This window comes from Rhizobium esperanzae (genome assembly GCF_014197615.1).
GTDB classification, from domain to species: Bacteria; Pseudomonadota; Alphaproteobacteria; order Rhizobiales; family Rhizobiaceae; genus Rhizobium; species Rhizobium esperanzae_A.
Window position 1 is genome coordinate 150,260 of sequence record NZ_JACIFY010000009.1, and the last position, 21,072, is coordinate 171,331.

Sequence of the window (21,072 nt, forward strand, 5' to 3'; positions counted from 1 at the left end):
CTCCTGTCACGACGGAGTTCCCATGGCTTTCCTCTTTCGCCGCCTCGTCTTCTACATGGCGGCCTTCATCGCGGCAGCGACGATCAACTTCTTCCTGCCGCGTCTGATGCCGGGCGATCCGGTGCAGATCATGTTCTCGAGCGCCGGCACCGAATTGCCGCCGGAAAGCCTGCAGGCGCTGAAGCTGACCTTCGGTTTCGTCGACGGGCCGCTCTGGCAGCAATATCTCACCTATCTCGGCAGCATCTTCACCGGCGATCTCGGCCGCTCGATCAAATATTTTCCGCTGCCCGTCACCTCGGTGCTCGGCCATGCCCTCGTCTGGACGGTCGGCCTGATGGGAACGGCGACGATCGTCAGCTTCGCGCTCGGAACCTTCCTCGGCATCCTCGCCGCCTGGCGACGCGGCAGCCGGTTCGACGTCATCGTCTCCGTCGGCGCGATCTTCGCGACCTCCGTACCAGCCGTCGTGACGTCTCTGATCGTGCTCTTCATCTTCGGCTTCACGCTCGGCTGGTTTCCGAACGGTTATGCCGCCGACCCGTCGCTCGATCCGGCCTTCAGCCTGCACTATATCGGCAGCGTCGCCTATCACGGCATCTTGCCGATGGTGACGCTCTGCACCGTGCTGATCGGCGGCTTCACCGTCACCATGCGCAACAACATGATCAACCTGCTCGGCGAGGATTATATCGTCATGGCCCGCGCCAAGGGCCTTTCCGACCGGCATGTGATGCTCTGGTATGCGGCGCGCAATGCCCTGCTGCCGACCGTCTCGAGCCTTGCCATCGCCATCGGCACCATCCTCGGCGGATCGCTGGTGACCGAAGTCGTCTACAACTATCCCGGCCTCGGCAACATTCTCTACCAGGCGATCCTCGCCCGCGACTACCCGGTCATCCAGGGCCAACTCCTGATCATGACCGCGACCATGCTGATCGCCAATTTCATCGTCGACGTCAGCTATATCTCCCTCGACCCGCGGCTGAAGGGAGCATGAGATGAGAACCCTGCTTCGAAACCGCAAGGCGCTGATCGGCCTCGTCATCATCGCCTTCATCGTCATCATCGCGATCGCGGCGCCGCTGCTGACGCAATATGATCCCGCCGCCCGCACCGGCAGACCGCATCAGCCGCCGTCGCTCGATCATATTCTCGGCACCACCCGCATCGGCCAGGATGTCTTCGCCCGGCTGATCTACGGCGCTCGCACCTCGCTTGCCGTCGGCTTCGGCGCCGGCCTGCTGATCACCTTCGTCGGCACCGCGCTCGGCATCATCTCCGGCTATCGCGGCGGCAAGACCGACGAGGTCATCAGCTTCTTCACCAATATGGTGCTGGTCGTACCCAACCTGCCGCTGCTCCTGGTGCTTGCCGCCTTCATCGGCCAGGCGAGCCCGCTCGTCATCGCCCTAATCCTTGGCGCCACCTCCTGGGCCTGGGGCGCACGCGTCACCCGCGCCGAGACGCTCTCGGTCAAGCACAAGGATTTCGTCAAATCGGCCGAGATGATGGGCGAGCCGCAATGGCGCATCATGAGCTTCGAGATCTTCCCCAACGTCATTTCGATCGTCGGTATCAACTTCATCGGCAGCGTCATCTTCGCCATCATCACCGAAGCGACGCTGGAATTCCTCGGGCTCGGCGATCCCAAAGCAATCTCCTGGGGCACGATGCTCTACAATGCCCAGAAAGCTTCCGCCCTTTCGGTCGGCGCCTGGTGGGATATCCTCACCCCCTGCTTCGCGCTCGCCTTCCTCGGCATCGGCATGTCGCTGCTGAATTTCGCCGTCGACGAAATCGCCAATCCGCGTCTGCGCACCGGCAATCACCTGAAGCGCTGGTCGCTGCTCGTCCGTTCAGGGGAGGGCCGCCTGTGACGCAGCCACTGCTTTCGGTGAGAAACCTCACCATCGATTATATCGGCGAGGAGAAGGATTTCCGCGCCGTCGACGATGTCAGCTTCGATGTCGCGCCGGGCGAAGTCTTCGGCCTTGCCGGCGAATCCGGTTGCGGCAAGAGCACCATCGCCTTTGCCATCAGCCGCCTGCACAAGCCGCCGGCGCTGATCCGCAAGGAGAGCCGCATCCTGCTCGACGGCCGCGACGTGCTCGGCCTCGACCGGCAGGCGCTCAGCGCTTTCCGCTGGCGCGAGGTCGCCATGGTCTTCCAAAGCGCCATGAATTCGCTGAACCCGGTGCTGCGCATCGAGAGGCAATTTTATGACGTGCTGCGCACCCACAAGGGCATGAGCCGCGCGGAAGCCCGTGAACGCACCGCCGAAATGCTGAAGCTCGTCGACATCGCGCCGGACCGCATGCGCGACTATCCGCACCAGTTTTCCGGCGGCATGCGCCAGCGCATCGTCATCGCCATCTGCATGGCGCTCGACCCGAAGCTCGTCGTCATGGACGAACCGACGACGGCGCTCGATGTCGTCGTCCAGCGAGAGATCCTCCAGCGCATCAACGAGCTGCGCCGCAGCTTCGGCTTCTCCGTTCTGTTCATCACCCACGATCTCGGACTGATGGTGCAGTTCTGCGATCGCATCGGCATCATGCTCGCAGGCAGGCTCGTCGAGCAGAACGATGCCGGCGCGATCTACAAGACGCCGCAGCATGACTACACGAAAAAGCTCTGGGCCTCCTTCCCCTCGCTTCACGGAGGCGTGCTGCTATGAGCGAAACCATCCTCGCCCTCGAGAAGGTGACGAAGACTTTCGGCCACGGCACATCAGCTGTCCACGCCGCACGCTCCATCTCCTTTTCGCTACGGGCCGGCCGGGCGCTTGCGCTCGTCGGCGAATCCGGCAGCGGCAAGACCACCTGCGCCCGCATGGCGATGCGCGAATATCAGCCGACCTCAGGGCAGATCCTCTACAAGGGCCGCCCCGTCGAAGACGCCAAGGCGGACGAGATCGCCCGCTACCGCCGTTCGGTGCAGATGATCTTCCAGGACCCCTTCGCCTCGCTGAACCCGGCGCACACGATCGCTCACCACCTCAAGCGTCCGCTGAAGCTGCATCGCCCCGACATTAAGGGGGCTGATATTGAATCCACGGTGCGCGAACTCCTGCAGCGCGTCAGGCTCGATCCCGATCTCGTCGCGCCGAAATATCCGCACGAGCTCTCCGGCGGCCAGCGCCAGCGCGTCAACATCGCCCGCGCGCTCGCCGTCAAGCCGGAAGTGATCGTCGCGGACGAGCCGACCTCGATGCTCGACGTTTCGGTGCGCCTCGGCGTACTGAATCTGCTGAACGAGATGAAGCAGGAGATGAATCTCGGGCTGCTCTACATCACCCATGATATCGCCACCGCCCGTTACGTCGCCGAGGATATCGCCGTGATGTATTCCGGCCAGATCGTCGAATGGGGCAGCACCGCGGGGGTGATCGACAATCCGCAGCATCCCTATACCAGGCTGCTGCTCTCGGCCGTGCCCGATCCCGATGTCCGCTTCGAAGACCCGAAAGCCCGGCTGAGGCCTGAGGAGGTGGAGAATATCCGCCGCCGTTCAGCCACGCCGCAGGACGAGATCGTCGAAGTGGAGCCAGATCATTTCATGCGGATGATCTGACGACTCCTTTGATTGCACCTCAGCCGAGTTCCTGGGCGAGACCGAGGAGAAGCCCGTCGGGCGCGCGGATGTAGCAGAGCCGATATGTGTCTCCATATTGGACGACTTCGCCGACGAGCTGCGCGCCACGCGCACGAAGCCTTTCAAGCGTGTCGTCGATGTCATCAACGGTGAACATGACGCGGAGATAGCCGAGCGCGTTGACCGGAGCGTTGCGGTGATCTGCGACGACAGCAGGCATGAGGAAGCGGGAGAGCTCGAGCCTGATATGGCCATCAGGCGTGCGCATCATGGCAATCTCGACACGCTGATCGCCCAGTCCAGTGATACGTCCGGCCCATTCCCCCTCGATCGTGGCCCGTCCTTCGAGTTCGAGGCCGAGTTCGCCAAAGAAATCGATCGCTGCTGCGAGGTCTTCGACGACGATGCCTACATTGTCCATCCGCTTGAGTGCCATGTTTCCAATCTCCAAAGTGTCGTTGCAATCACGAGGCAGCGCCTCGTCCAACAAAGGACGGTTGAGGAGCCCGGACGCCGACAACCGTCCAAACCTAGTTCGCTGCTATCGACATCAGAAGCTTGAATCGCGGGCCGTCTCAAACCGCCGTTCCGTTTTCGAACGGTGATGCCTCCCGACTGGCCCCGCTCGTCACCCTATGCTAGGGGACGGTTCTTTCAACTGAGGCGAAACCGTCATGCTGCCCTGGATCCAGCTCGATTCTGCGACCATTCCCGGCGAAGGCGGTGAACTCAGACTGAAGCAGCGCGGCAGCGAATTCTCGATCATGCTCGGCGCCAACGAGCTGATGAACAGCCGCCTCAGCGGTTCGGAGGAAGCGCTGGCAACGCTCTCCTGGGAGCGGATCAAGGCGCACCCGAAGCCGAAGATGCTGATCGGCGGCCTCGGCATGGGTTTCACGCTGCGCGCCGCTCTCGCCGTCCTGCCCGAAGATGCCGGCATCACAGTCGCCGAACTGGTGCCGGCCGTCGTCGCCTGGGCGCGCGGGCCGATGGCCGAAGTCTTCAAGGGCTGTCTCGACGATCCCCGCGTCGGCATCCATCAAGGCGATGTCGGCGAGGCAATCCGCGCCGGCAAGGCCGCCTATGACGCGATCCTGCTCGATGTCGATAACGGCCCTGATGGCCTGACCCGCAAATCCAACGATCGTCTCTACGATTTCGCCGGCCTTCGTGCCGCTCGCGACGCGCTTCGCCCCGGCGGCGTGCTCGCCGTCTGGTCGTCCGGCCCGGACCCCGATTTCACCCGCCGTCTGAAGGACAGCGGCTTTTCCGTCGACGTCGTCAACACCCGCGCCAACGGCAAACGGGGCGGCGCCCGCCATGTCATCTGGCTGGCGGTGAAGCCGGCCCGCTGACGAACATGCTCCTGAATGAATGGGGTGGCGTCGCCGCGATCAGCTGCCGGAAGCGATCCTCCGCGCGGCGTTGATGGCGCGGCGAGCGCCGGCGCGCAGTTGCGTAGTCTCGGCGCCGGCAATGACCAGATCGAAGCCGAATTTCAGCAATTCGCCGGCCCGCTCGCCGTCGGCGGCATAGGCGCAGGCGAATTTGCCATGGGCGCGGCAGCGCGAAACCGCATGCTGCATGGCGCTGTCAATCTCCGCGGCGTTCGGCGCCACCTGATCGCCATTCGATAGTGCGATCGAAAGGTCGGACGGACCGACGAAGATGCCGTCGATGCCGGTCACGCCGAGGATAGCATCGATTGCCTCAAGTGCCGCCCGGGTCTCGACCATGGCGATGGCGACGGTCAGCGCGTTAGCGTTTTTCAGATAATCGTCGGCGGACAGGCCAGTGTGGTTCAGCGCCAGAGACGGTCCCCAGCTGCGCTCGCCGAGCGGTGGATATTTCGTGGTCCCGACAAAGGCTTGCGCGTCTTCGGCCGAATTGATCATTGGCGCGATGATGCCGGAGGCGCCGGCGTCTAGCAGACGCGAGGCGGAAGCGAAATCGCCGACCGGTATGCGCGCCAAGGCTGGTTTGCCGGCGAGGCGCACCTGGCCGACAGCGTTTGCTGCTGCCGGCATGTCCCACATACCGTGCTGCATATCCAGCACGACGGCGTCGAAAGCCTCCTGCGCCAAGTGGTTGGCGAGCGTGGCGTCCGGAATACCCACCCAGGCGGAGATCATGCCGGCCTGATGGTTCCTGATCCGTGCCGCGAAACCATCGATTTCAGCGGCGCTCATGCCGTTCTCCTCAGTTCATTGGCTCGATCAGAAGCGTTCACGGCCTCATCCTCTCCGGTGTAGCCGCGGAAGGACGATCATGACCACGACTCCCAGTCCCGCCAGGATGGCTCCCCAAAGGATCCAGATCGTTTGCCTGATCATGAAGCTGGACGACGGATAGGGGAAATAGCCACTTCCCTGGCCGATCCAGATCAGTCCGAAGATGATCATAAGCACTCCGAGAACATATCCGATCATTCGCCACATGCTTCAGCCGCCTCCCCTATCGATTCGATCCCACAATGGCGGCCGGCGTCGTTCATGACAAGGCTTCTCCTGGGCACAAACGTCGGCGTTGAGGCGTGGTGAGCCGCAAGGCTGCTGTTAGCCACCCAGATCGGCGGCATCCAGGAGAACGAGATACACCCGCCCACTTACCGAATGCCCTCTCTATTACTCATGTTGCATAGATCGCCAGCAAGCCACGATCCAGTACGGGAGGAAGAACTCCATCGAATCTCGCAATCCGAAGGAATCACAACTCGCTGAAATCACTCAATTCTTTTTGAGGCAGCCTCTCATACGCTTCAGCAACCCAGCCATGGTCATAGTGATTATCGCTGTACGACCAATGAATGACTTTAGATTCGTGAAAACATCAATCACTATGATCCGCGCACAACCTCAACTAACGAGTCCAAGGCCGAACCCCATATTGCTTGGCTTTTCTTTGGTCTCTGATGATGTTGCACGCGAATTCTGCTGGGTAGAGCACGCCGGACATTGCCGTGCTGGAGTTTCGATGAAAGAGGTGGCGCCATGACCCATATTGCACTTCGCTCCCTGGCCAAGGGACTGGGTTCCTTTGTCCTTCCGCAACTGCGAAATACGCACGTAGAAGGCGGCACTGCTTCTGCGCGCCACTGTTACGACCTTTTCTTTCGCCACTACGGTCACCTAGCGCCTTGGCTGAACGGCAAAAGACCTGAAGTATTGGTCGAGGTCGGCCCCGGAAGTTCGCTTGGCGTTGGGCTTGCCGCACTGCTTGCGGGCGTCGACACCTACATCGGGCTGGATTTGCAAGACCACCGGAGCATCGAGCACGATCTTGAAGTCCTGAACGGTTTGATTGAACTCTTCGGCGAGCGGGCCGCATTTTGGGATAACACCGTATCGGGCGACATCTTTTTTCCGCCGTCACCGACAAACTTTGCCTGGGATCGGATAGATGGAATCGTGCAACAGCGCCTCAGTGCGGAGGCAATCGACGCGCTGAAGGCGGACCTCGTGAATGGCAGCGAACGATTAAAGTTCGTCGCACCATGGACCGATTTCAACGTACTGCAGGCGGGTGTGGCTGACTGGCTGATGACGCATTCAGTCATGGAGCACGTGGACAACCTCGTTGATACCTATATCGCTATTGCCCGGTGGCTGAAGCCAGGAGGGTTTGCGACCCACCTGATCGACTTCCAATCTCACGGTCTGTCAAGCGACTGGAATGGGCACTGGGTTTTGAGCGCGCCGACGTGGACGATGATGCGTGGACGACGACCCTACCTGATAAATCGGAAGTGGCGCAGCCATCACATCAATCTGATGCAGGAGAGCGGCTTCGAAATCCTTGCGGAACTCCAGTACATCCGTACGGACGGACTGGGACTGAAGGAATTTCGAGCGCCGTTCACGTCAATGCCAAAGGGTGACGAAAAAGTTGCGATGAGTTTCTTTGTGACGAGAAAAATCGGCTAAGAGTCGGACTCGAAAAGGCTTCAACTATATCCATGTCTTGCGAGGCGTCCGGTGAGCATGCGGATGTGGCGACGGTTATCCGGAATAACCGCCGTCAGAGCCTTTCCGTCGTGAGGCGCGGCTCGAGCTAGCCGACCTTCCGACCTCTTCCATCAGCCAGGCACCGAGCCCTTCGCTGTGAGCGCTTGGAGACCGCGGCGGCACCAGCCAGTAGCCGCGGTCCTGCGCCTCGAGCGGCGGGCCGGCTTCGACCAGCATGCCCGCGGAGAGTAGCCTATCGACGAGCCCCATCCAGCCGATCGCCACGCCCTGGGCGCTCAGCGCAGCCTGGACGACCAGCGAATAGGTATTGAAGCTGATATCGCCGCGGCCGGCATTAATATCTCGGAGGACGGCGAATTCGCTCAAATAGCTGCGCCAATCGAACCAGGGCGATGGCATCGGCGTGTCAAGATGGATCAGCACCGCCTCGGCAAGCTGTTTCGGATTATCGAACGGGCCGTTGCGGTCGAGAAATCCCTGCGTGCAGACAGGCACGACCTTTTCCGGCAGCAGAAGAGTACCGATGGCGCCGAATTCCGCCTGCGTACCGAAAACGACGGCGACATCCGCCTCGTCGCGAAAACCGGCGGCAAACCTCTGGGTGGCGACGATCTGTATATCCGTTTCCGGATGAAGAAGACGAAAGCCGTCCATGCGCGGGATCAGCCAAAGCGATGAAAAGGCATAGTCGGTTCTGAGCCGAACGATCGGTCTTTGGGCTTCGGCCCGGAAACTGCGGACAAGCGCATCGATATCGCCGACCGCCTTGGCGGCAACCTCGAGAAGCCGCTCGCCTTCCGCCGTCAGCGCCACGCCGCGGTGCTGACGGTGCAGCAGGCCGACGCCGCACTGTTCTTCCAGCCGGCGGATCTGATAGCTGACGGCTGGTTGGGTCAGGCCGAGAAGCACTGCTGCCTGCGAAAAGCTCCCGAGCCGCGCGACCTCGACGAAGATCCGCATCCATCCAAGTTCGAGCGGATGATCTGACATAAAAATTCCTTTTATCACCCATCGAAAAATGGCGTCTTTACAGCTGCGAGAATAGGCGTTTCAATAAAATCTTCAAATAGCATAGGAAGAACCGGATGGCCCGCCCGAATATTCTCATCCTGATGGTCGATCAATTGAACGGGACCTTGTTTCCCGACGGGCCTGCCGATTTCCTCCATACGCCACATTTAAAAGCATTGGCGGAGCGTTCCGTGCGTTTCGCCAACACCTATACGGCAAGTCCGCTCTGCGCACCGGCGCGGGCGTCCTTCATGTCCGGACAATTGCCGAGCCGGACGCGCGTCTACGACAATGCCGCGGAATTTGCCTCCGACATTCCGACCTATGCGCATCATCTGCGCGCCAGCGGATATCAGACGGCGCTATCGGGCAAGATGCATTTTGTCGGCCCCGACCAGTTGCATGGTTTCGAGGAGCGGCTGACGACGGATATCTATCCGGCCGATTTCGGCTGGACGCCCGACTATACCAAACCCGGCGAGCGCATCGACTGGTGGTATCACAACCTCGGTTCGGTGACCGGCGCCGGCGTTGCCGAGATCACCAACCAGATGGAATATGACGACGAAGTCGCCTACAACGCCACCCGCAAGCTGTTCGATCTGTCGCGCGGCCATGACGAACGGCCCTGGTGCCTGACCGTCAGCTTCACCCATCCGCACGACCCCTATGTCGCACGCCGCAAATTCTGGGACCTCTATGCGGATTGCCCGGTCCTCGACCCGGCGGTGGCGCCGATCGCCTTCGAGCGACAGGATCCGCACTCGCAGCGGCTGATGAAAGCCTGCGACCACGATGCTTTCGACATCAGCACGGAAGAGATCCGGCGGGCAAGGCGGGGTTACTTCGCCAATATCTCCTATGTCGACGACAAGATCGGCGACATTCTCGGCGTGCTGGAACGGACCCGCATGGCCGACAACACCATCATCCTCTTCGTGTCCGATCACGGCGACATGCTCGGCGATCGTGGCCTGTGGTTCAAGATGAACTTCTTCGAAGGATCGGCGCGGGTTCCGCTGATGATTGCGGCACCCGGCTGGACGCCGCAGCGCATCGATCAGCCCGTCTCCACGCTCGACGTGACGCCGACGCTGGCTGCCCTTGCCGGAATCGATATCGCCTCGTTGAAACCATGGACCGAGGGTGAAGATCTTTCAGCGCTTGCCGCAGGCACGGGCAGCCGCGGCCCGGTGCCGATGGAATATGCCGCCGAAGGTTCGGAAGCGCCCCTCGTCTGCATCCGGGACGGGCGCTACAAGCTCTCGCTCTGCGAGAAGGATCCGCCGATGCTGTTCGACCTCGAAGCCGATCCACAGGAACTCGACAATCTGGCGGAAAAGCCGGCCCATGCCGATACCCTGGCGCGGCTTGTCGAACAGACCCACCGGCGCTGGAATCTTGCCGATTTCGACGCGGCCGTGCGCGAAAGCCAGGCGCGCCGCTGGGTGGTCTATGCGGCGCTGCGCAACGGCGCCTATTATCCTTGGGACCATCAGCCGCTGCAGAAGGCCTCGGAGCGCTATATGCGCAATCACATGGATCTGAACGTGCTGGAGGAAAGCCAGAGGTTCCCCCGCCAGGAATGAGCGGCGGGGCTCACGGTTTAAGCCGTCCGGCGCGTGGGCGCCTCGCGCAGGAAATCCTCGATGAAGGCCTTTTGCAGCAGGATGCCGTCCCATTCGTCGGGGAAAAAGGGCGAGTCGTAGATCAATGTGAAGGGACCGGCGTAACCGGCCCGCTCGCACATCTCCAGGCACTTGCGGTAATCATCGGCATCGAGACCGGTAACGCCGTAATCGGCCTTGGCATGGCAGATTTCCGCCCGGCGCATGATATCGGCAAGGCCTTCGTATTTCGCCGGTGCGGCCCAATTGCCGAGATCGCCATTGAGGCCGATCTTGCCGCCCAGTCGGTCCAGCAGCCAGTTCATCTCGACGGGCGACGGCAAGAGGTCGAACCAGTTCTCGACAACGACACGCACACCACTGCCTTCGGCTTGTTCGCCCAGCCAGACAAGGTGACGGGCGGCGCGGCTGAGATTTTCCTCGGTCGGTTTCTGCTTGCCGGCGATGACGCGCATCTTCTGCGCTCCGAGGGCCGCGGCGATATCGATCCACTCGGCCATCCATCTGACGTCGCGTTCGGCCGTCTCGGCATGGCTCGGATCGCCGTCCTCGACGAGCAGCGTCTGGAACAGCACGTTCGAGGCCGTCATCGCATCGCGCAATTCGCTTATATAGCTGCCCTCAAGGCTCGGCAGATGGAAGGAGCAGACCTCCAGCCGGTGGATGCCGCGGGCTGCGAGCGCCGCCGGCATGTCGATCAGTTCAGCAGCGCCCGGACCGTAAGGTTCTTTCGGCGCAGCACTTTTATCAGGATCGGGGCTGTAGCCATGGACAGGGCCGAGCAGCCGATGCAGCGACCATGTCGAAACCGCGAAACGTCCGTTCTGCAAGATCTGCACGTGCCGTCCTCCAGGATTTCCTCATGCCATCAATGGCAACAAAAGCCCGGCGGTTCAATCGCCAATCAGGCGAAATCGCCGCGAATGACCGGCTCGGCGGCAAGAGCGATCCCGAGCAGCGCTTCGTCGCGATTGGCTGTCGCCTGTAGAAGCAGACCGACCGGCATGTCTGACAGGCCGGTGCCGCAGGGAATGGAAACGCCGCACCAGTCGAGGAAATTGCCGAGCGCGGTGTTGCGCAGCGTCTTGTTATTCGTCGCGAAAAACAGCTCGTCGTCCTGCTGCAGCGGTGCGATCGGTGGCGCAACATGAGCAACGGTGGGAAAGGCGATCAGCCGGTCGCCGACGAGACGCTCGACATCGGCGATCAGCCGGCTGCGCGCTTCGAGGATCGCCAGATAATCGGCCAAGGTGGTCTTGGCGCCGAGGCGGGTGCGCATGACGACGCGATGGTCCATACGGTCCGCGTCCGGTCCTGCCAAACGTTGGTGGTGAAGCGCGAAAGCCTCCGCCGTCACCAGCGGACCATATCGCGTCATCAGATCGAAAATCTCGTTGAAGGCTGGAATGACGGCGCGGGAAACACGGGCGCCGGCCTGTTGAAGGCGTTCCAAAGCGGCCTCGAACGCGGCGACGACACCGGGTTCGGCCCCGTCGAAGACGATATTTTCAGGCACCAGCAATTCCAGCCCCTGCAAGCGACGCTCGACGACCTCAGGCGCCGTCCGGCCGCGCATCGCCGCGTCGATCCAGACCGCGTCGTGGACACTGCGGCAGAGCGGCCCCAGCGAATCCAGGCTCTTTGCCAGCGGATAGACGCCTTCCATCGCATGACGGCCGCGGGTTGCCTTGTAACCGACAATGCCGTTGAAGGCGGCGGGAATGCGCACCGAGCCGCCGGTATCTGTGCCCATCGCCACCGGCACCAGCCCGGCTGCGACAGCGGCACCGGCGCCGGAGGACGAGCCGCCCGGAATGCGCGGCAGATCGGTGCCGCGCGGATTGACCGGCGTACCGTAATGCGGATTGATGCCGAGGCCGGAAAAGGCGAATTCGCTCATATTGGTGCGGCCGACGGCAACCATGCCGGCCTGCCGGAGAAGATCGATGACGGCCGCATCGCGCTCGGCCGGCGCATCCCCGGCCAGCACGACGGAGCCCGCCGTCGTTGCCAGGCCCTCGATGTCGAAAAGATCCTTCCAGGCGATCGGAATACCGTCCAGCAATCCGAGCGAGCGCCCTTCCCGCAACCGTTTCGAGGAGGCACGCGCCTCCTCCATCGCCCGGCTTTCGGTCAGCACGGTGAAAACAGCCTTGTCGGCATAATTGGCGATGGATTCGAAGACCGCCTCGGCCACGTCGACCGGATCGGCGGCGGCGCCTTGAATGAGGACGGAAAGCTGGGCGACCGACATCGCACCGAAGGATTTGCTCATGGGGACGATCCAGACGAAAGATGATGCTCTCGATTATCCCGGATCATTCCGGCGAGCCAGAGCTTCACGATATTTTGCATTTATTAGGACGATTTTTTGAACACTGAGTTTGCATATCGCCCCTTCAATTGCCGCGATTAAAGACACACATGCTGCACGCATGCGGGAATCGGTTCGCCATGAGGGTTGAGAGTTTATTCTTGAGAGACCGGCATCGCATGCGTTGCAGGAGTAATTGAAATGACAGATTGTGAAACTTTGACCCGTCGCCACGATATGGTGACCCATCATGTGAGAGAGGACGAAACCGCCGGCTCGGGCGAACGCGACTATGCCGAACATGTCAGCGCCCAGAAACTTTCAGGCTTCGAGCGTGTTGTCGTGGTCGCAGCCCTGGCTCTCTTGAGCTTTGTCGGTTTTGCCGCATATTCTTCCAATCAGACGGATCCGGTGACGACATCGGCCATTGCCGCCCCATCAGGCGACAACGGGCCGCACCATCAGCCTTACGGCCATTGCCGTGACAGCAGCCCTTACGCGGAAAGGGTCTGCTGAGGGCGAGCGCAGTTCGCCCGGGCGAACTGGTTCGCTGGGCAAAACGACCTCGCCGGGCATGAGACCTTGGCCCAGGCTGCACTGACAGCGGAAAGGGACAAGGGCCATGGCCGGTGGTATCGACTACAATCTTGACCGCTTCGTCGACGCTCAGAACGGTGTCTACCAACGGGCGCTCTCCGAACTGAAAGCCGGGCACAAGACCTCCCACTGGATGTGGTTCATCTTCCCGCAGATATCGGGTCTCGGCACCTCGCCGATGGCGGAAAAATATGCCATCCGCTCGGCCGAGGAAGCCGCCGCCTATCTCGCCGATCCCATTCTTTCCAGCCGGCTGTTGCGTTGCGTCGAGGCGATCCTGTCGGTCGACGGCCGATCCGCGTATGAGATCCTGGGCTCGCCCGACGACCTCAAGCTGCGTTCGTCGATGACCTTGTTTGCGGCGATCAGCGACCACGGCTCGCCCTTCCACCGGGCGATCGAGCATTTCTATCAGGGGAAATTCGACGAACGGACGATGGAAATCCTCAGCGCCGGGGATTAGCGGCCCGGCCTGCTCTCCAGCGCGTCGATTTCGTCGGAAATTTCGCTCAGCCGCTGACGCAGATCGCTGTTGGTGCCGTCATCGACCTCTTCCTCGCCGAAACAATAGCGCGCATCATGGAGCTCGAGCTTGGCTTCGAGCTCGGCGCGTTTGTCATACAGGCGCTTGAGATAGACGTAGTTCATCTCCCGGTCTCCACTTGTCCTCCGGTGATGGAAAAACGGCGTGGAAGCGGTAAGGTTCCCGAAAGACCGATTTAGGCGAAAGAAGCGATCGCCGCGTTGCAGGCCTTGGCGAAATGACCGCAGCAGCTGGCAGCGCCCATGGCCTGGCGGCTGACGCGGGCGCCCTCGAGCAGCAGCGTCAGCGTATCGGCCAACAGCTCGGCTTCGCGCGCGCCGGCCGCCGAACAGAGCGCGGCCAGGCGATCACGCTGTTCGGCCTTGTGCCGTTCGATCATTTCATGGGCGGGATGGCCCTCACCCTTGAGCTCGATGGCGGCATTGGCGAGATCGCAGCCGGCGGGCTCGCCGTTCAGACATTGCGCCCGCATCTCCACCCAGGCGTAGAGCTGGGCGCGCGGATTGCCGGGATAGGCCGCCTCCAGGTCGCGCCAGATGGCGCCTGCCTTTTCGGAGGCGCGGCGCAGCGTCTCGCAGACGAGCTCGTCCTTCGAGCCGAAATGCCGGTAGAGCGTCATCTTGTTGGTCGAAGCGGCGTCGGCGATGGCATCGACGCCGATGCCGCGGATGCCGCGCTCGCGAAAAAGCTCCGATGCGGTCGAGACGATGCGCTCCCTGGGCGGGATGCGATCTTCTGGACCGGCGGAGATTTCATTCGAAGTTTCTGATTTTTTTGCGGACGTCGTCCTTGACATCGATGTGACCGATCGGTAACAAATGCATTGTTACTTACCGGTAACACCACGAAACGCGAAAGTCAATGTTTGAAGCATGGCGGCGGAAAGTGGAACACGGGCGACCGCCCACGAAAGGAGGACAACCATGAGAAAGACCAGAGACGACCTGACGATATCCGAAGCCCTTCGCGACCCCCTGATCGCCATGGTGTTGCGCGCCGATGGCGTGAAGCTTGACGATTTCAAGCAACTCCTGGAGACGGCCGCCGGCAAACGCGAACCGCGCCCGACGCCGGTGGGCAAGATGATCGGAGCGCTGGCGAGCCGCGCCAATCTGCCGGCGATGCCCTGCTTCGGCTGACCGGACCACCTGAACATTTCGGGGGATCTCTCCCTGCCCCCGGTCAAGGGCTGCCGTCATAAAGAGGCGGCGGCCCTTGCCGCTTGATCGTAATGGCCGGAAAGCGCCCGGAGCGTTGCCGCCACCGCCGATGCCGCGGCAGCATCGAGCCCCAGCCCCTTGACCGATTCCACCAGCAGCGCTTCGCGCACCGCCCGATATTTCAGGCAGATTTCCAAGCCCTTTTCGGTGGCGGCGATCAGTTTCTCCTTGCCCGCCCGCGTGCTCGTGACGAGACCGCGCTTTTCCAGCTTCTTGATCGCATAAATCACCAGATGCGCGTCCTCGACCCCGAGCACGCTGCAGAGATCGCCGAGCCGCTTCGGCCGCTGCCTGTGCGCCACGGAATGCAGCACCAGCACATCGATCGCCGCACATCCGGGCTCGCCTGCCGCCGTCATGCAGCGTACCATCCAGCGGTCGAAGGCATTGCCGGCAAGGATGAGGCCGAATTCCAGCTCGGAAAGAGCAGGAAGCGCGCCATCGGCCAGATGGGCGGAAGAGACGATCGGCCCGATTTCCGGTTGTTTTCCGCGCTCATCCGCCATGTCCACCCTCCACGATGCGAGAGGAGAAACGTTGACATTTTATCGATAAATCGTCAATAAATTTTCAGATTAACAGGAGGCCGAACATGGGCAGTCAGTGGGATTTCTGGGTCGATCGCGGCGGCACGTTCACCGATATCGTCGCACGCCGTCCGGATGGCTCGCTCGTCGCCCACAAGCTGCTTTCTGAAAATCCGGAAGCCTATCGCGACCCGGCCGTGCACGGCATCCGTGAACTGCTCGGCCTCGAGCCGGGCAAGCCGATCCCTTCCGGCCTCATCGGCGCTGTGAAGATGGGAACGACGGTTGCCACCAATGCACTTCTCGAACGCAAGGGCGATCCGACGCTCTTGGTGACGACGAAGGGTTTCCGCGATGCGCTGGAGATCGGCTACCAGGCCCGCGCCGATATCTTCGCCAAGAAGATCGTCAAACCGGAACTGCTCTATGCCGATGTCATCGAGGCCGATGAGCGCGTGCTGGCGGACGGCACGGTGGAACGCCCGCTCGATGAGCAGGGCCTGCGGCAAGCGCTGGAAACCGCCTATGCCAGCGGCCTGCGCGCCGTCGCCATCGTCTTCATGCATGCCTACCGCTATCCCGAGCACGAGCAGCGGGCCGCTGCCATCGCGCGCGAAATCGGCTTCACGCAGATCTCGCCCTCCCACGTCGTTTCCCCGCTGATCAAGCTGGTCGGGCGCGGCGACACCGCCGTCGTCGATGCCTATCTGTCTCCGGTTTTGCGGCGCTATGTCGATCAGGTCGCCGCAGAACTCGGGGCCGCCGAGGGAGAAGGCCCGAAGCTGATGTTCATGCAGTCCTCCGGCGGGCTGACCGATGCGCATCTCTTCCAGGGCAAGGACGCGATCCTCTCAGGTCCTGCAGGCGGCGTCGTCGGCGCGGTCGAAGTCTCGCGCATTGCCGGTTTCGGCAGGATGATCGGCTTCGACATGGGCGGCACCTCGACCGACGTTTCGCATTACGACGGTGAATTGGAACGCGCCTTCGAGACCGAAGTCGCCGGCGTGCGCATGCGCGCGCCGATGATGAAGATCCACACCGTTGCCGCCGGCGGCGGCTCGATCCTCAGCTATGACGGCTCGCGTTTCCGTGTCGGCCCTGATTCAGCCGGTGCGACGCCCGGCCCGAAATCCTATCGCCGCGGCGGCCCGCTTGCCGTAACCGACGCCAACATCATGACCGGCAAGCTGCTGCCGGATTTCTTCCCCGAAATCTTCGGGCCGGGGCAGGACCAGCCGCTCGATGCCGAGGCGGTGCGCATCGCCTTTGCCGAGATGGCGCAGGCGATCGGCGGCGGGCGGACGGCGGAAGACGTCGCCGACGGCTTCCTTGCCATCGCCGTCGAGAACATGGCCAATGCCATCAAGAAGATCTCCGTCCAGCGCGGTTATGATGTTTCCGACTATGCGCTCACCTGCTTCGGCGGCGCCGGCGGCCAGCATGCCTGCCTCGTCGCCGACAGCCTCGGCATGAAAAAAGTGCTGATCCACCCCTTCTCCGGCATTCTCTCGGCCTATGGCATGGGGCTCGCCGATATCCGCGCCACGCGCCAGCGCGCGGTGCTGACGGAACTTGCCGAAGCGTTGACGACGATCGGCGGCATCAGGAGCGAACTGGAGCGGGAGGTCCGCGAGGAACTGACGCTGCAGGGCGTCGAGCCCGCCGATACGGAAATCGTCACCCGGCTGCATCTGCAATACAAAGGCACCGACACGGCCCTGCCTGTTACCTTCGGGCCGCAGGACGAGATGGCGCAAGCCTTCGCTCTCGCCCACAAGAAGCAGTTCGGCTTCATCTTCGAAGACCGGCCTATTGTCGTCGACTCCATCGAAGTCGAGGGCATCGGCGGCGGCGCCGACATCGAGGAGGCGGAAATCCGGGCGGAGGCGTCCGAGCCGGAAGCACTGCGCAGCACCCGCTTCTATTCCGGCGGAACATGGCACGAGGCCGGCATCTTCAAGCGCGAGGCGCTGAAGCCCGGCGCTTCCGTCAAGGGACCTGCCCTGATCATCGAACCGCATCAGACGATCGTCGTCGAGGCAGGCTGGCAGGCAAGGCTCACCGGCCGCGACCATATCGTTCTCACCCGCGAGGTCCCGCTGTCCCGTCATGCGGCGATCGGCACCAGCGCCGATCCCGTCATGCTCGAAGTGTTCAACAACCTGTTCATGGCAATCGCCGAGCAAATGGGCGTGACGCTGCAGAACACCGCCCATTCGGTCAATATCAAGGAGCGGCTCGATTTCTCCTGTGCCGTCTTCGACCGCACCGGCGCGCTCGTCGCCAATGCGCCGCATATGCCGGTGCATCTCGGCTCCATGGACCGCTCCGTCGAAACCATCATCCGCCTCAATGAGGGCCGCATCCGTCCGGGCGACGTCTTCGCGCTCAACGCGCCCTATAATGGCGGCACGCATCTGCCCGACATCACCGTCGTCACGCCCGTCTTCGACGACCCGGGCGAGACCATCCTGTTTTACGTCGCCTCGCGCGGCCATCATGCCGATATCGGCGGCAAGGCGCCGGGCTCGATGACGCCGCGGGCAACGAAGGTCGATGAAGAAGGCGTGCTGATCGACAATTTCCGGCTGGTCGACAAGGGCCGTTTCCGCGAGGCCGAATTCGCCGCGATGCTGCGCGACCACCCCTACCCCGCCCGCAATCCGGCCCAGAACCTCGCCGATGTGAAAGCGCAGATAGCCGCCAACGAAAAGGGCGTGCAGGAATTGCGCAAAATGGTCGCCCATTTCGGGCTCGATGTCGTCGAAGCCTATATGGGGCATGTGCAGGACAACGCCGAGGAGAGCGTTCGCCGGGTGATCGCCCGCCTCAGCGACAGCGAATTCACCTATCCCACCGATCAGGGCGCCGTCATCAAGGTGAAGATCACCGTCGACAGGAAGGCGCGTGAGGCGACGGTCGATTTCACCGGCACCAGTGCGCAGCAGCCGACCAATTTCAACGCGCCGGAACCGGTGACGCGTGCCGCGGTGCTTTACGTCTTCCGTGTCATGGTCGAGCAGCCGATCCCGATGAATGCCGGCTGCCTGCGGCCGATCCGGATCATCGTGCCGGACGGGTCGATGCTGCGCCCGGCCTATCCGGCTGCCGTCGTCGCCGGCAATGTCGAGACCAGCCAGCATGTGACGAATGCGCTGTTCGGGGCGCTCGGGACGCTGGCGGCGGCCCAGGGCTCGATGAACAATCTGACCTTCGGCAATGCCACCTACCAATATTACGAGACGATCTGCGCCGGCGGCCCCGCCGGCCTGCTCAATGACGGCACCGGCTTCAGCGGCGCCGACGGCGTGCACAGCCACATGACCAATTCGCGGCTGACCGATCCAGAAGTGCTGGAATTCCGTTTTCCCGTCGTGCTCGAGGATTTCCATATCCGCCGCGGGTCCGGCGGCAGCGGACGGTATCATTCCGGCGGCGGCACCAAGCGCACCATCCGCTTCCTGGAAACGATGGATTGCAGCATCCTCTCCTCGCATCGCACGATCCGGCCTTTCGGCCTCTACGGCGGTGAAGACGGGCAATTGGGGAAAACCGAGATCCGTCGCGGCGACGGCACGGTCGAAAGGCTTGATGGTTGCGACCAGGCAATGCTCGCCGCCGGCGACGCCGTGATCGTCACGACGCCGACCGGCGGCGGCTACGGCAAACCCGACTGAAGCGCATCGCATCAGAGCTTGATCGATGCATTTCAGCTGCTTGTCCTCATGCATGTTATCCCGAAACCGCCAATTCCGGGCGACCTGCATTAAAGGATCGGCTTGCCGCCTGTGACCGCGATTGTCGTGCCGGAGACATAGCTCGACAAGGGATCGGCCAGCATCACGTAGGCTGTGGCAAGCTCGGCCGGCTGGCCCGGCCGCTTCATCGGCACCTGCTTGCCGAAATTGCTGACGCTGTCTTCAGGCAGCGTCGAGGGAATGAGCGGTGTCCAGATCGGCCCCGGCGCCACGGCATTGGCGCGAATGCCCTTCTCGGCCAGAAGCTGGGCAAGGCCGGCGGTGAAATTCTGGATCGCGCCCTTGGTCGTCGCATAGGCAAGCAGCGTCGGGTTCGGACTGTCCGAATTGATCGAGGCGGTGTTGATGATGGCACTGCCGGGCTTCATATGGGCGACTGCCGCCTTGGTCAGGTAGAACATCGCATGGATATTGACCTTGAAGGTCAGCTCCCATTCCTCGTCGCTGATCTCGTCGATGCTCTTGAAACTCGCCTGATGCGCGGCATTGTTGACGAGAATGTCGATGCCGCCGAACTCCTTGACCGCCGTCTCGACGATCTGCCGGCACAGAGCCGGATCCTGGATATCGCCGCTGACGAGGACGGCCTTGCGCCCGGCCTGCTCGACCAGCCGCTTCGTCTCGTCGGCATCCTCATCCTCGTCGAGATAGGAGATCACCAGATCGGCGCCTTCGCGGGCATAGGCGATCGCCACTGCCCGGCCGATGCCGCTATCACCGCCGGTGATGATCGCCCGCTTGCCTTTCAGCCTTTCAGAACCGCGATAGCTCTCCTCGCCATGGTCGGGAACGGGGTCCATCTGCGCGGTAAAACCGGGCATCGGCTGCTTTTGCGATGGGAAAGGCGGTTTCGGATAATTCGTCATCATGACCTCCTGGGTTGGGTGTCAAACTCAGGCTGCGGCCCGTTGTTCCAAGTTTATGGTGGAGTTGTTGCCGAGCAGCCGCGCCCTGACACGAACCCGCTGTCGCATCCGCCTTCACGATCTAACCTACAAGATGTTGCGATTTGCCACAGCGACCGCTATGCCATAGTAATGTAACATGATCGCAGTTTTTCATGAGGTGCGCAGAATTGGACGGCAAGACATCACCCGCAGTTTACACCGAAGATGAGGATCTTGCCGGCGAGGCCGGCGGCAAGGGTGCGCGCCGTGCGCGTGTCAGCGGCATCGACCGGGCGCTCCAGGTGATCGATCATCTCTATGAAACCGGATCGCCGGCCGGCGTCTATGCCATTGCCAAGGCGGTGAAAGCGCCGCTGTCGACGGTTTACGTCATCGTCGACGATCTCGTCGAGAAGAACATGCTGACGCGTCAGGCTGATGGTTCGGTCTGGCTCGGCGCCCGGCTCTATCACTACGGCCTCGCCTATGCCCGGTCGCTGGATTTCATGAGCATCGCTACCCACGAAATGCACGATCTCTGTCGCCAGGCCGGCGAAACCGTGCAGGTCTGCGGCCGCGACGGCGATTATATGCTGGTGCTCGCCATGGCCGACGGCCCGAGCCACTTCCAGGTGGCGTCCCGCGTCGGCACCCGGGTGCCGCTGAACTGGACGGCGTCCGGCCGCCTGCTCGTCGGCCACCTGGCCGAGGAGGAGCGTATCGAACTGTTCAAGCGCTGCGCTCGCTCGTCACCGACCGGCCGCGCCGAGATCGACCCGGGCACGCTGTCGGAAGCCGCCGCCAAGGCCTTCGAGTCGCGCCTGTCGATCCAGGCCGGCGAATCCGACTATGCGGTTGCCTGCATCGCCTCGCCGATCTGCGATCGCGACGGCCAATGCGTCGCCACCATTTCCATCGTGCTGCCGGAGCAGAAGGCATTTTCCGACGAGAACCACTATACGGCGCATGTGCGCAGTTCGGCGGAGCGGATCGAAAAGCTGATGGGCTGGCGCAACCGCTGAAG

General features: G+C 62.3%; 22 protein-coding genes. 12 read left to right on the forward strand and 10 right to left on the reverse strand.

Features of this window, described 5'->3' with window-relative positions:
- The first annotated feature begins 22 nt into the window (after positions 1-22).
- Genes GGD57_RS14115 through GGD57_RS14130 form a run of 4 tightly spaced genes read left to right on the forward strand, consistent with a single transcriptional unit; the run spans position 23 to position 3,576 of the window.
- The gene (locus GGD57_RS14115; protein WP_184470670.1) at positions 23-1,000 is read left to right on the forward strand and encodes an ABC transporter permease; all 978 of its coding nucleotides are present in this window, start codon (positions 23-25) and stop codon (positions 998-1,000) included.
- A gap of 1 nt (position 1,001) precedes the next feature.
- Positions 1,002-1,880 carry an ABC transporter permease gene (locus GGD57_RS14120; protein ID WP_184470672.1) on the forward strand — a complete coding sequence of 293 codons (879 nt, stop codon included), beginning with the start codon at positions 1,002-1,004 and terminating at the stop codon, positions 1,878-1,880.
- Positions 1,877-2,680 carry an ATP-binding cassette domain-containing protein gene (locus tag GGD57_RS14125; protein ID WP_184470674.1) on the forward strand — a complete coding sequence of 268 codons (804 nt, stop codon included), beginning with the start codon at positions 1,877-1,879 and terminating at the stop codon, positions 2,678-2,680. The genes GGD57_RS14120 and GGD57_RS14125 overlap by 4 nt, the downstream gene beginning before the upstream one ends.
- A complete protein-coding gene (locus GGD57_RS14130) occupies positions 2,677-3,576 on the forward strand; it encodes an ABC transporter ATP-binding protein (RefSeq protein ID WP_184470676.1) in 900 nt (299 codons plus the stop codon). The genes GGD57_RS14125 and GGD57_RS14130 overlap by 4 nt, the downstream gene beginning before the upstream one ends.
- Before the next feature lie 19 nt (positions 3,577-3,595).
- Here the strand turns inward: GGD57_RS14130 and GGD57_RS14135 are convergent, their stop codons facing one another.
- On the reverse strand, positions 3,596-4,033 hold the full coding sequence (locus GGD57_RS14135; RefSeq protein WP_184470678.1) for a VOC family protein: 438 nt from the start codon (positions 4,031-4,033) through the stop codon (positions 3,596-3,598).
- Positions 4,034-4,271: 238 nt separating this feature from the next.
- On the opposite strand from GGD57_RS14135, the gene GGD57_RS14140 reads away from it, so the two are divergent.
- Positions 4,272-4,952 carry a spermidine synthase gene (locus tag GGD57_RS14140; RefSeq protein WP_184470680.1) on the forward strand — a complete coding sequence of 227 codons (681 nt, stop codon included), beginning with the start codon at positions 4,272-4,274 and terminating at the stop codon, positions 4,950-4,952.
- Positions 4,953-4,991: 39 nt separating this feature from the next.
- Here GGD57_RS14140 and GGD57_RS14145 read toward each other — a convergent pair whose 3' ends face one another.
- Positions 4,992-5,786, reverse strand: a complete 795-nt coding sequence (locus GGD57_RS14145) for an HpcH/HpaI aldolase family protein (RefSeq protein ID WP_184470682.1) — start codon at positions 5,784-5,786, stop codon at positions 4,992-4,994.
- Between the two features lie 45 nt (positions 5,787-5,831).
- A complete protein-coding gene (locus GGD57_RS29220) occupies positions 5,832-6,035 on the reverse strand; it encodes a hypothetical protein (protein ID WP_246713651.1) in 204 nt (67 codons plus the stop codon).
- Between the two features lie 552 nt (positions 6,036-6,587).
- Here GGD57_RS29220 and GGD57_RS14150 point away from each other — a divergent pair.
- Entirely contained in the window at positions 6,588-7,520 is a 933-nt protein-coding gene (locus GGD57_RS14150; RefSeq protein ID WP_184470684.1) for a hypothetical protein, read from the forward strand.
- A gap of 75 nt (positions 7,521-7,595) precedes the next feature.
- Here the strand turns inward: GGD57_RS14150 and GGD57_RS14155 are convergent, their stop codons facing one another.
- Complete coding sequence (locus tag GGD57_RS14155; protein WP_184470686.1) at positions 7,596-8,552, reverse strand: choline sulfate utilization transcriptional regulator; 957 nt, start codon at positions 8,550-8,552, stop codon at positions 7,596-7,598.
- Positions 8,553-8,647: 95 nt separating this feature from the next.
- Here GGD57_RS14155 and betC point away from each other — a divergent pair, with 95 nt between their 5' ends.
- Positions 8,648-10,162 (forward strand): choline-sulfatase, encoded by a 1,515-nt coding sequence (betC, locus tag GGD57_RS14160; RefSeq protein ID WP_184470688.1) that lies wholly within the window; start codon positions 8,648-8,650, stop codon positions 10,160-10,162.
- A 17-nt stretch (positions 10,163-10,179) separates the two neighbouring features.
- Here betC and GGD57_RS14165 read toward each other — a convergent pair whose 3' ends face one another.
- Positions 10,180-11,040, reverse strand: coding sequence for a TIM barrel protein (locus GGD57_RS14165; protein ID WP_184470690.1), 861 nt, complete (start codon positions 11,038-11,040; stop codon positions 10,180-10,182).
- A gap of 65 nt (positions 11,041-11,105) precedes the next feature.
- Positions 11,106-12,476, reverse strand: a complete 1,371-nt coding sequence (locus tag GGD57_RS14170; RefSeq protein WP_184470692.1) for an amidase — start codon at positions 12,474-12,476, stop codon at positions 11,106-11,108.
- A 276-nt stretch (positions 12,477-12,752) separates the two neighbouring features.
- Between GGD57_RS14170 and GGD57_RS14175 the strand changes: the two genes are divergently transcribed.
- The gene (locus GGD57_RS14175; RefSeq protein ID WP_184470857.1) at positions 12,753-13,031 is read left to right on the forward strand and encodes a hypothetical protein; all 279 of its coding nucleotides are present in this window, start codon (positions 12,753-12,755) and stop codon (positions 13,029-13,031) included.
- Between the two features lie 106 nt (positions 13,032-13,137).
- On the forward strand, positions 13,138-13,575 hold the full coding sequence (locus GGD57_RS14180; protein ID WP_184470694.1) for a DUF1810 domain-containing protein: 438 nt from the start codon (positions 13,138-13,140) through the stop codon (positions 13,573-13,575).
- Here the strand turns inward: GGD57_RS14180 and GGD57_RS14185 are convergent.
- Positions 13,572-13,760 carry a hypothetical protein gene (locus GGD57_RS14185; protein ID WP_184470696.1) on the reverse strand — a complete coding sequence of 63 codons (189 nt, stop codon included), beginning with the start codon at positions 13,758-13,760 and terminating at the stop codon, positions 13,572-13,574. The genes GGD57_RS14180 and GGD57_RS14185 overlap by 4 nt on opposite strands.
- Positions 13,761-13,831: 71 nt before the next feature.
- Positions 13,832-14,452, reverse strand: coding sequence for a TetR/AcrR family transcriptional regulator (locus GGD57_RS14190; protein ID WP_184470698.1), 621 nt, complete (start codon positions 14,450-14,452; stop codon positions 13,832-13,834).
- Between the two features lie 127 nt (positions 14,453-14,579).
- On the opposite strand from GGD57_RS14190, the gene GGD57_RS14195 reads away from it, so the two are divergent.
- A complete protein-coding gene (locus GGD57_RS14195; protein WP_085739925.1) occupies positions 14,580-14,795 on the forward strand; it encodes a hypothetical protein in 216 nt (71 codons plus the stop codon).
- 56 nt (positions 14,796-14,851) lie between these two features.
- On the opposite strand, the gene GGD57_RS14200 is transcribed toward GGD57_RS14195, so the two are convergent.
- Complete coding sequence (locus tag GGD57_RS14200; protein ID WP_184470700.1) at positions 14,852-15,382, reverse strand: winged helix DNA-binding protein; 531 nt, start codon at positions 15,380-15,382, stop codon at positions 14,852-14,854.
- A gap of 86 nt (positions 15,383-15,468) precedes the next feature.
- Between GGD57_RS14200 and GGD57_RS14205 the strand changes: the two genes are divergently transcribed.
- Positions 15,469-19,080 (forward strand): hydantoinase B/oxoprolinase family protein, encoded by a 3,612-nt coding sequence (locus GGD57_RS14205; RefSeq protein WP_184470702.1) that lies wholly within the window; start codon positions 15,469-15,471, stop codon positions 19,078-19,080.
- Between the two features lie 89 nt (positions 19,081-19,169).
- Here GGD57_RS14205 and GGD57_RS14210 read toward each other — a convergent pair whose 3' ends face one another.
- Positions 19,170-20,027, reverse strand: a complete 858-nt coding sequence (locus GGD57_RS14210) for an SDR family oxidoreductase (protein ID WP_126909243.1) — start codon at positions 20,025-20,027, stop codon at positions 19,170-19,172.
- A 194-nt stretch (positions 20,028-20,221) separates the two neighbouring features.
- On the opposite strand from GGD57_RS14210, the gene GGD57_RS14215 reads away from it, so the two are divergent.
- Positions 20,222-21,070 (forward strand): IclR family transcriptional regulator, encoded by an 849-nt coding sequence (locus GGD57_RS14215; RefSeq protein ID WP_184470704.1) that lies wholly within the window; start codon positions 20,222-20,224, stop codon positions 21,068-21,070.
- The last annotated feature ends 2 nt before the right edge of the window (positions 21,071-21,072 follow it).

Coding starts and splice junctions, on each gene's coding strand:
- GGD57_RS29220 (WP_246713651.1), bottom strand. CDS start 6,035: ATGTGGCGAATGATCGGATATGTTCTCGGAGTGCTTATGATCATCTTC.
- GGD57_RS14135 (WP_184470678.1), bottom strand. CDS start 4,033: ATGGCACTCAAGCGGATGGACAATGTAGGCATCGTCGTCGAAGACCTC.
- GGD57_RS14130 (WP_184470676.1), top strand. CDS start 2,677: ATGAGCGAAACCATCCTCGCCCTCGAGAAGGTGACGAAGACTTTCGGC.
- GGD57_RS14140 (WP_184470680.1), top strand. CDS start 4,272: ATGCTGCCCTGGATCCAGCTCGATTCTGCGACCATTCCCGGCGAAGGC.
- GGD57_RS14175 (WP_184470857.1), top strand. CDS start 12,753: ATGGTGACCCATCATGTGAGAGAGGACGAAACCGCCGGCTCGGGCGAA.
- GGD57_RS14170 (WP_184470692.1), bottom strand. CDS start 12,476: ATGAGCAAATCCTTCGGTGCGATGTCGGTCGCCCAGCTTTCCGTCCTC.
- GGD57_RS14180 (WP_184470694.1), top strand. CDS start 13,138: ATGGCCGGTGGTATCGACTACAATCTTGACCGCTTCGTCGACGCTCAG.
- GGD57_RS14210 (WP_126909243.1), bottom strand. CDS start 20,027: ATGACGAATTATCCGAAACCGCCTTTCCCATCGCAAAAGCAGCCGATG.
- GGD57_RS14205 (WP_184470702.1), top strand. CDS start 15,469: ATGGGCAGTCAGTGGGATTTCTGGGTCGATCGCGGCGGCACGTTCACC.
- GGD57_RS14195 (WP_085739925.1), top strand. CDS start 14,580: ATGAGAAAGACCAGAGACGACCTGACGATATCCGAAGCCCTTCGCGAC.
- GGD57_RS14145 (WP_184470682.1), bottom strand. CDS start 5,786: ATGAGCGCCGCTGAAATCGATGGTTTCGCGGCACGGATCAGGAACCAT.
- GGD57_RS14185 (WP_184470696.1), bottom strand. CDS start 13,760: ATGAACTACGTCTATCTCAAGCGCCTGTATGACAAACGCGCCGAGCTC.
- GGD57_RS14190 (WP_184470698.1), bottom strand. CDS start 14,452: ATGTCAAGGACGACGTCCGCAAAAAAATCAGAAACTTCGAATGAAATC.
- GGD57_RS14115 (WP_184470670.1), top strand. CDS start 23: ATGGCTTTCCTCTTTCGCCGCCTCGTCTTCTACATGGCGGCCTTCATC.
- GGD57_RS14200 (WP_184470700.1), bottom strand. CDS start 15,382: ATGGCGGATGAGCGCGGAAAACAACCGGAAATCGGGCCGATCGTCTCT.
- GGD57_RS14155 (WP_184470686.1), bottom strand. CDS start 8,552: ATGTCAGATCATCCGCTCGAACTTGGATGGATGCGGATCTTCGTCGAG.
- GGD57_RS14120 (WP_184470672.1), top strand. CDS start 1,002: ATGAGAACCCTGCTTCGAAACCGCAAGGCGCTGATCGGCCTCGTCATC.
- betC (WP_184470688.1), top strand. CDS start 8,648: ATGGCCCGCCCGAATATTCTCATCCTGATGGTCGATCAATTGAACGGG.
- GGD57_RS14150 (WP_184470684.1), top strand. CDS start 6,588: ATGACCCATATTGCACTTCGCTCCCTGGCCAAGGGACTGGGTTCCTTT.
- GGD57_RS14215 (WP_184470704.1), top strand. CDS start 20,222: ATGAGGTGCGCAGAATTGGACGGCAAGACATCACCCGCAGTTTACACC.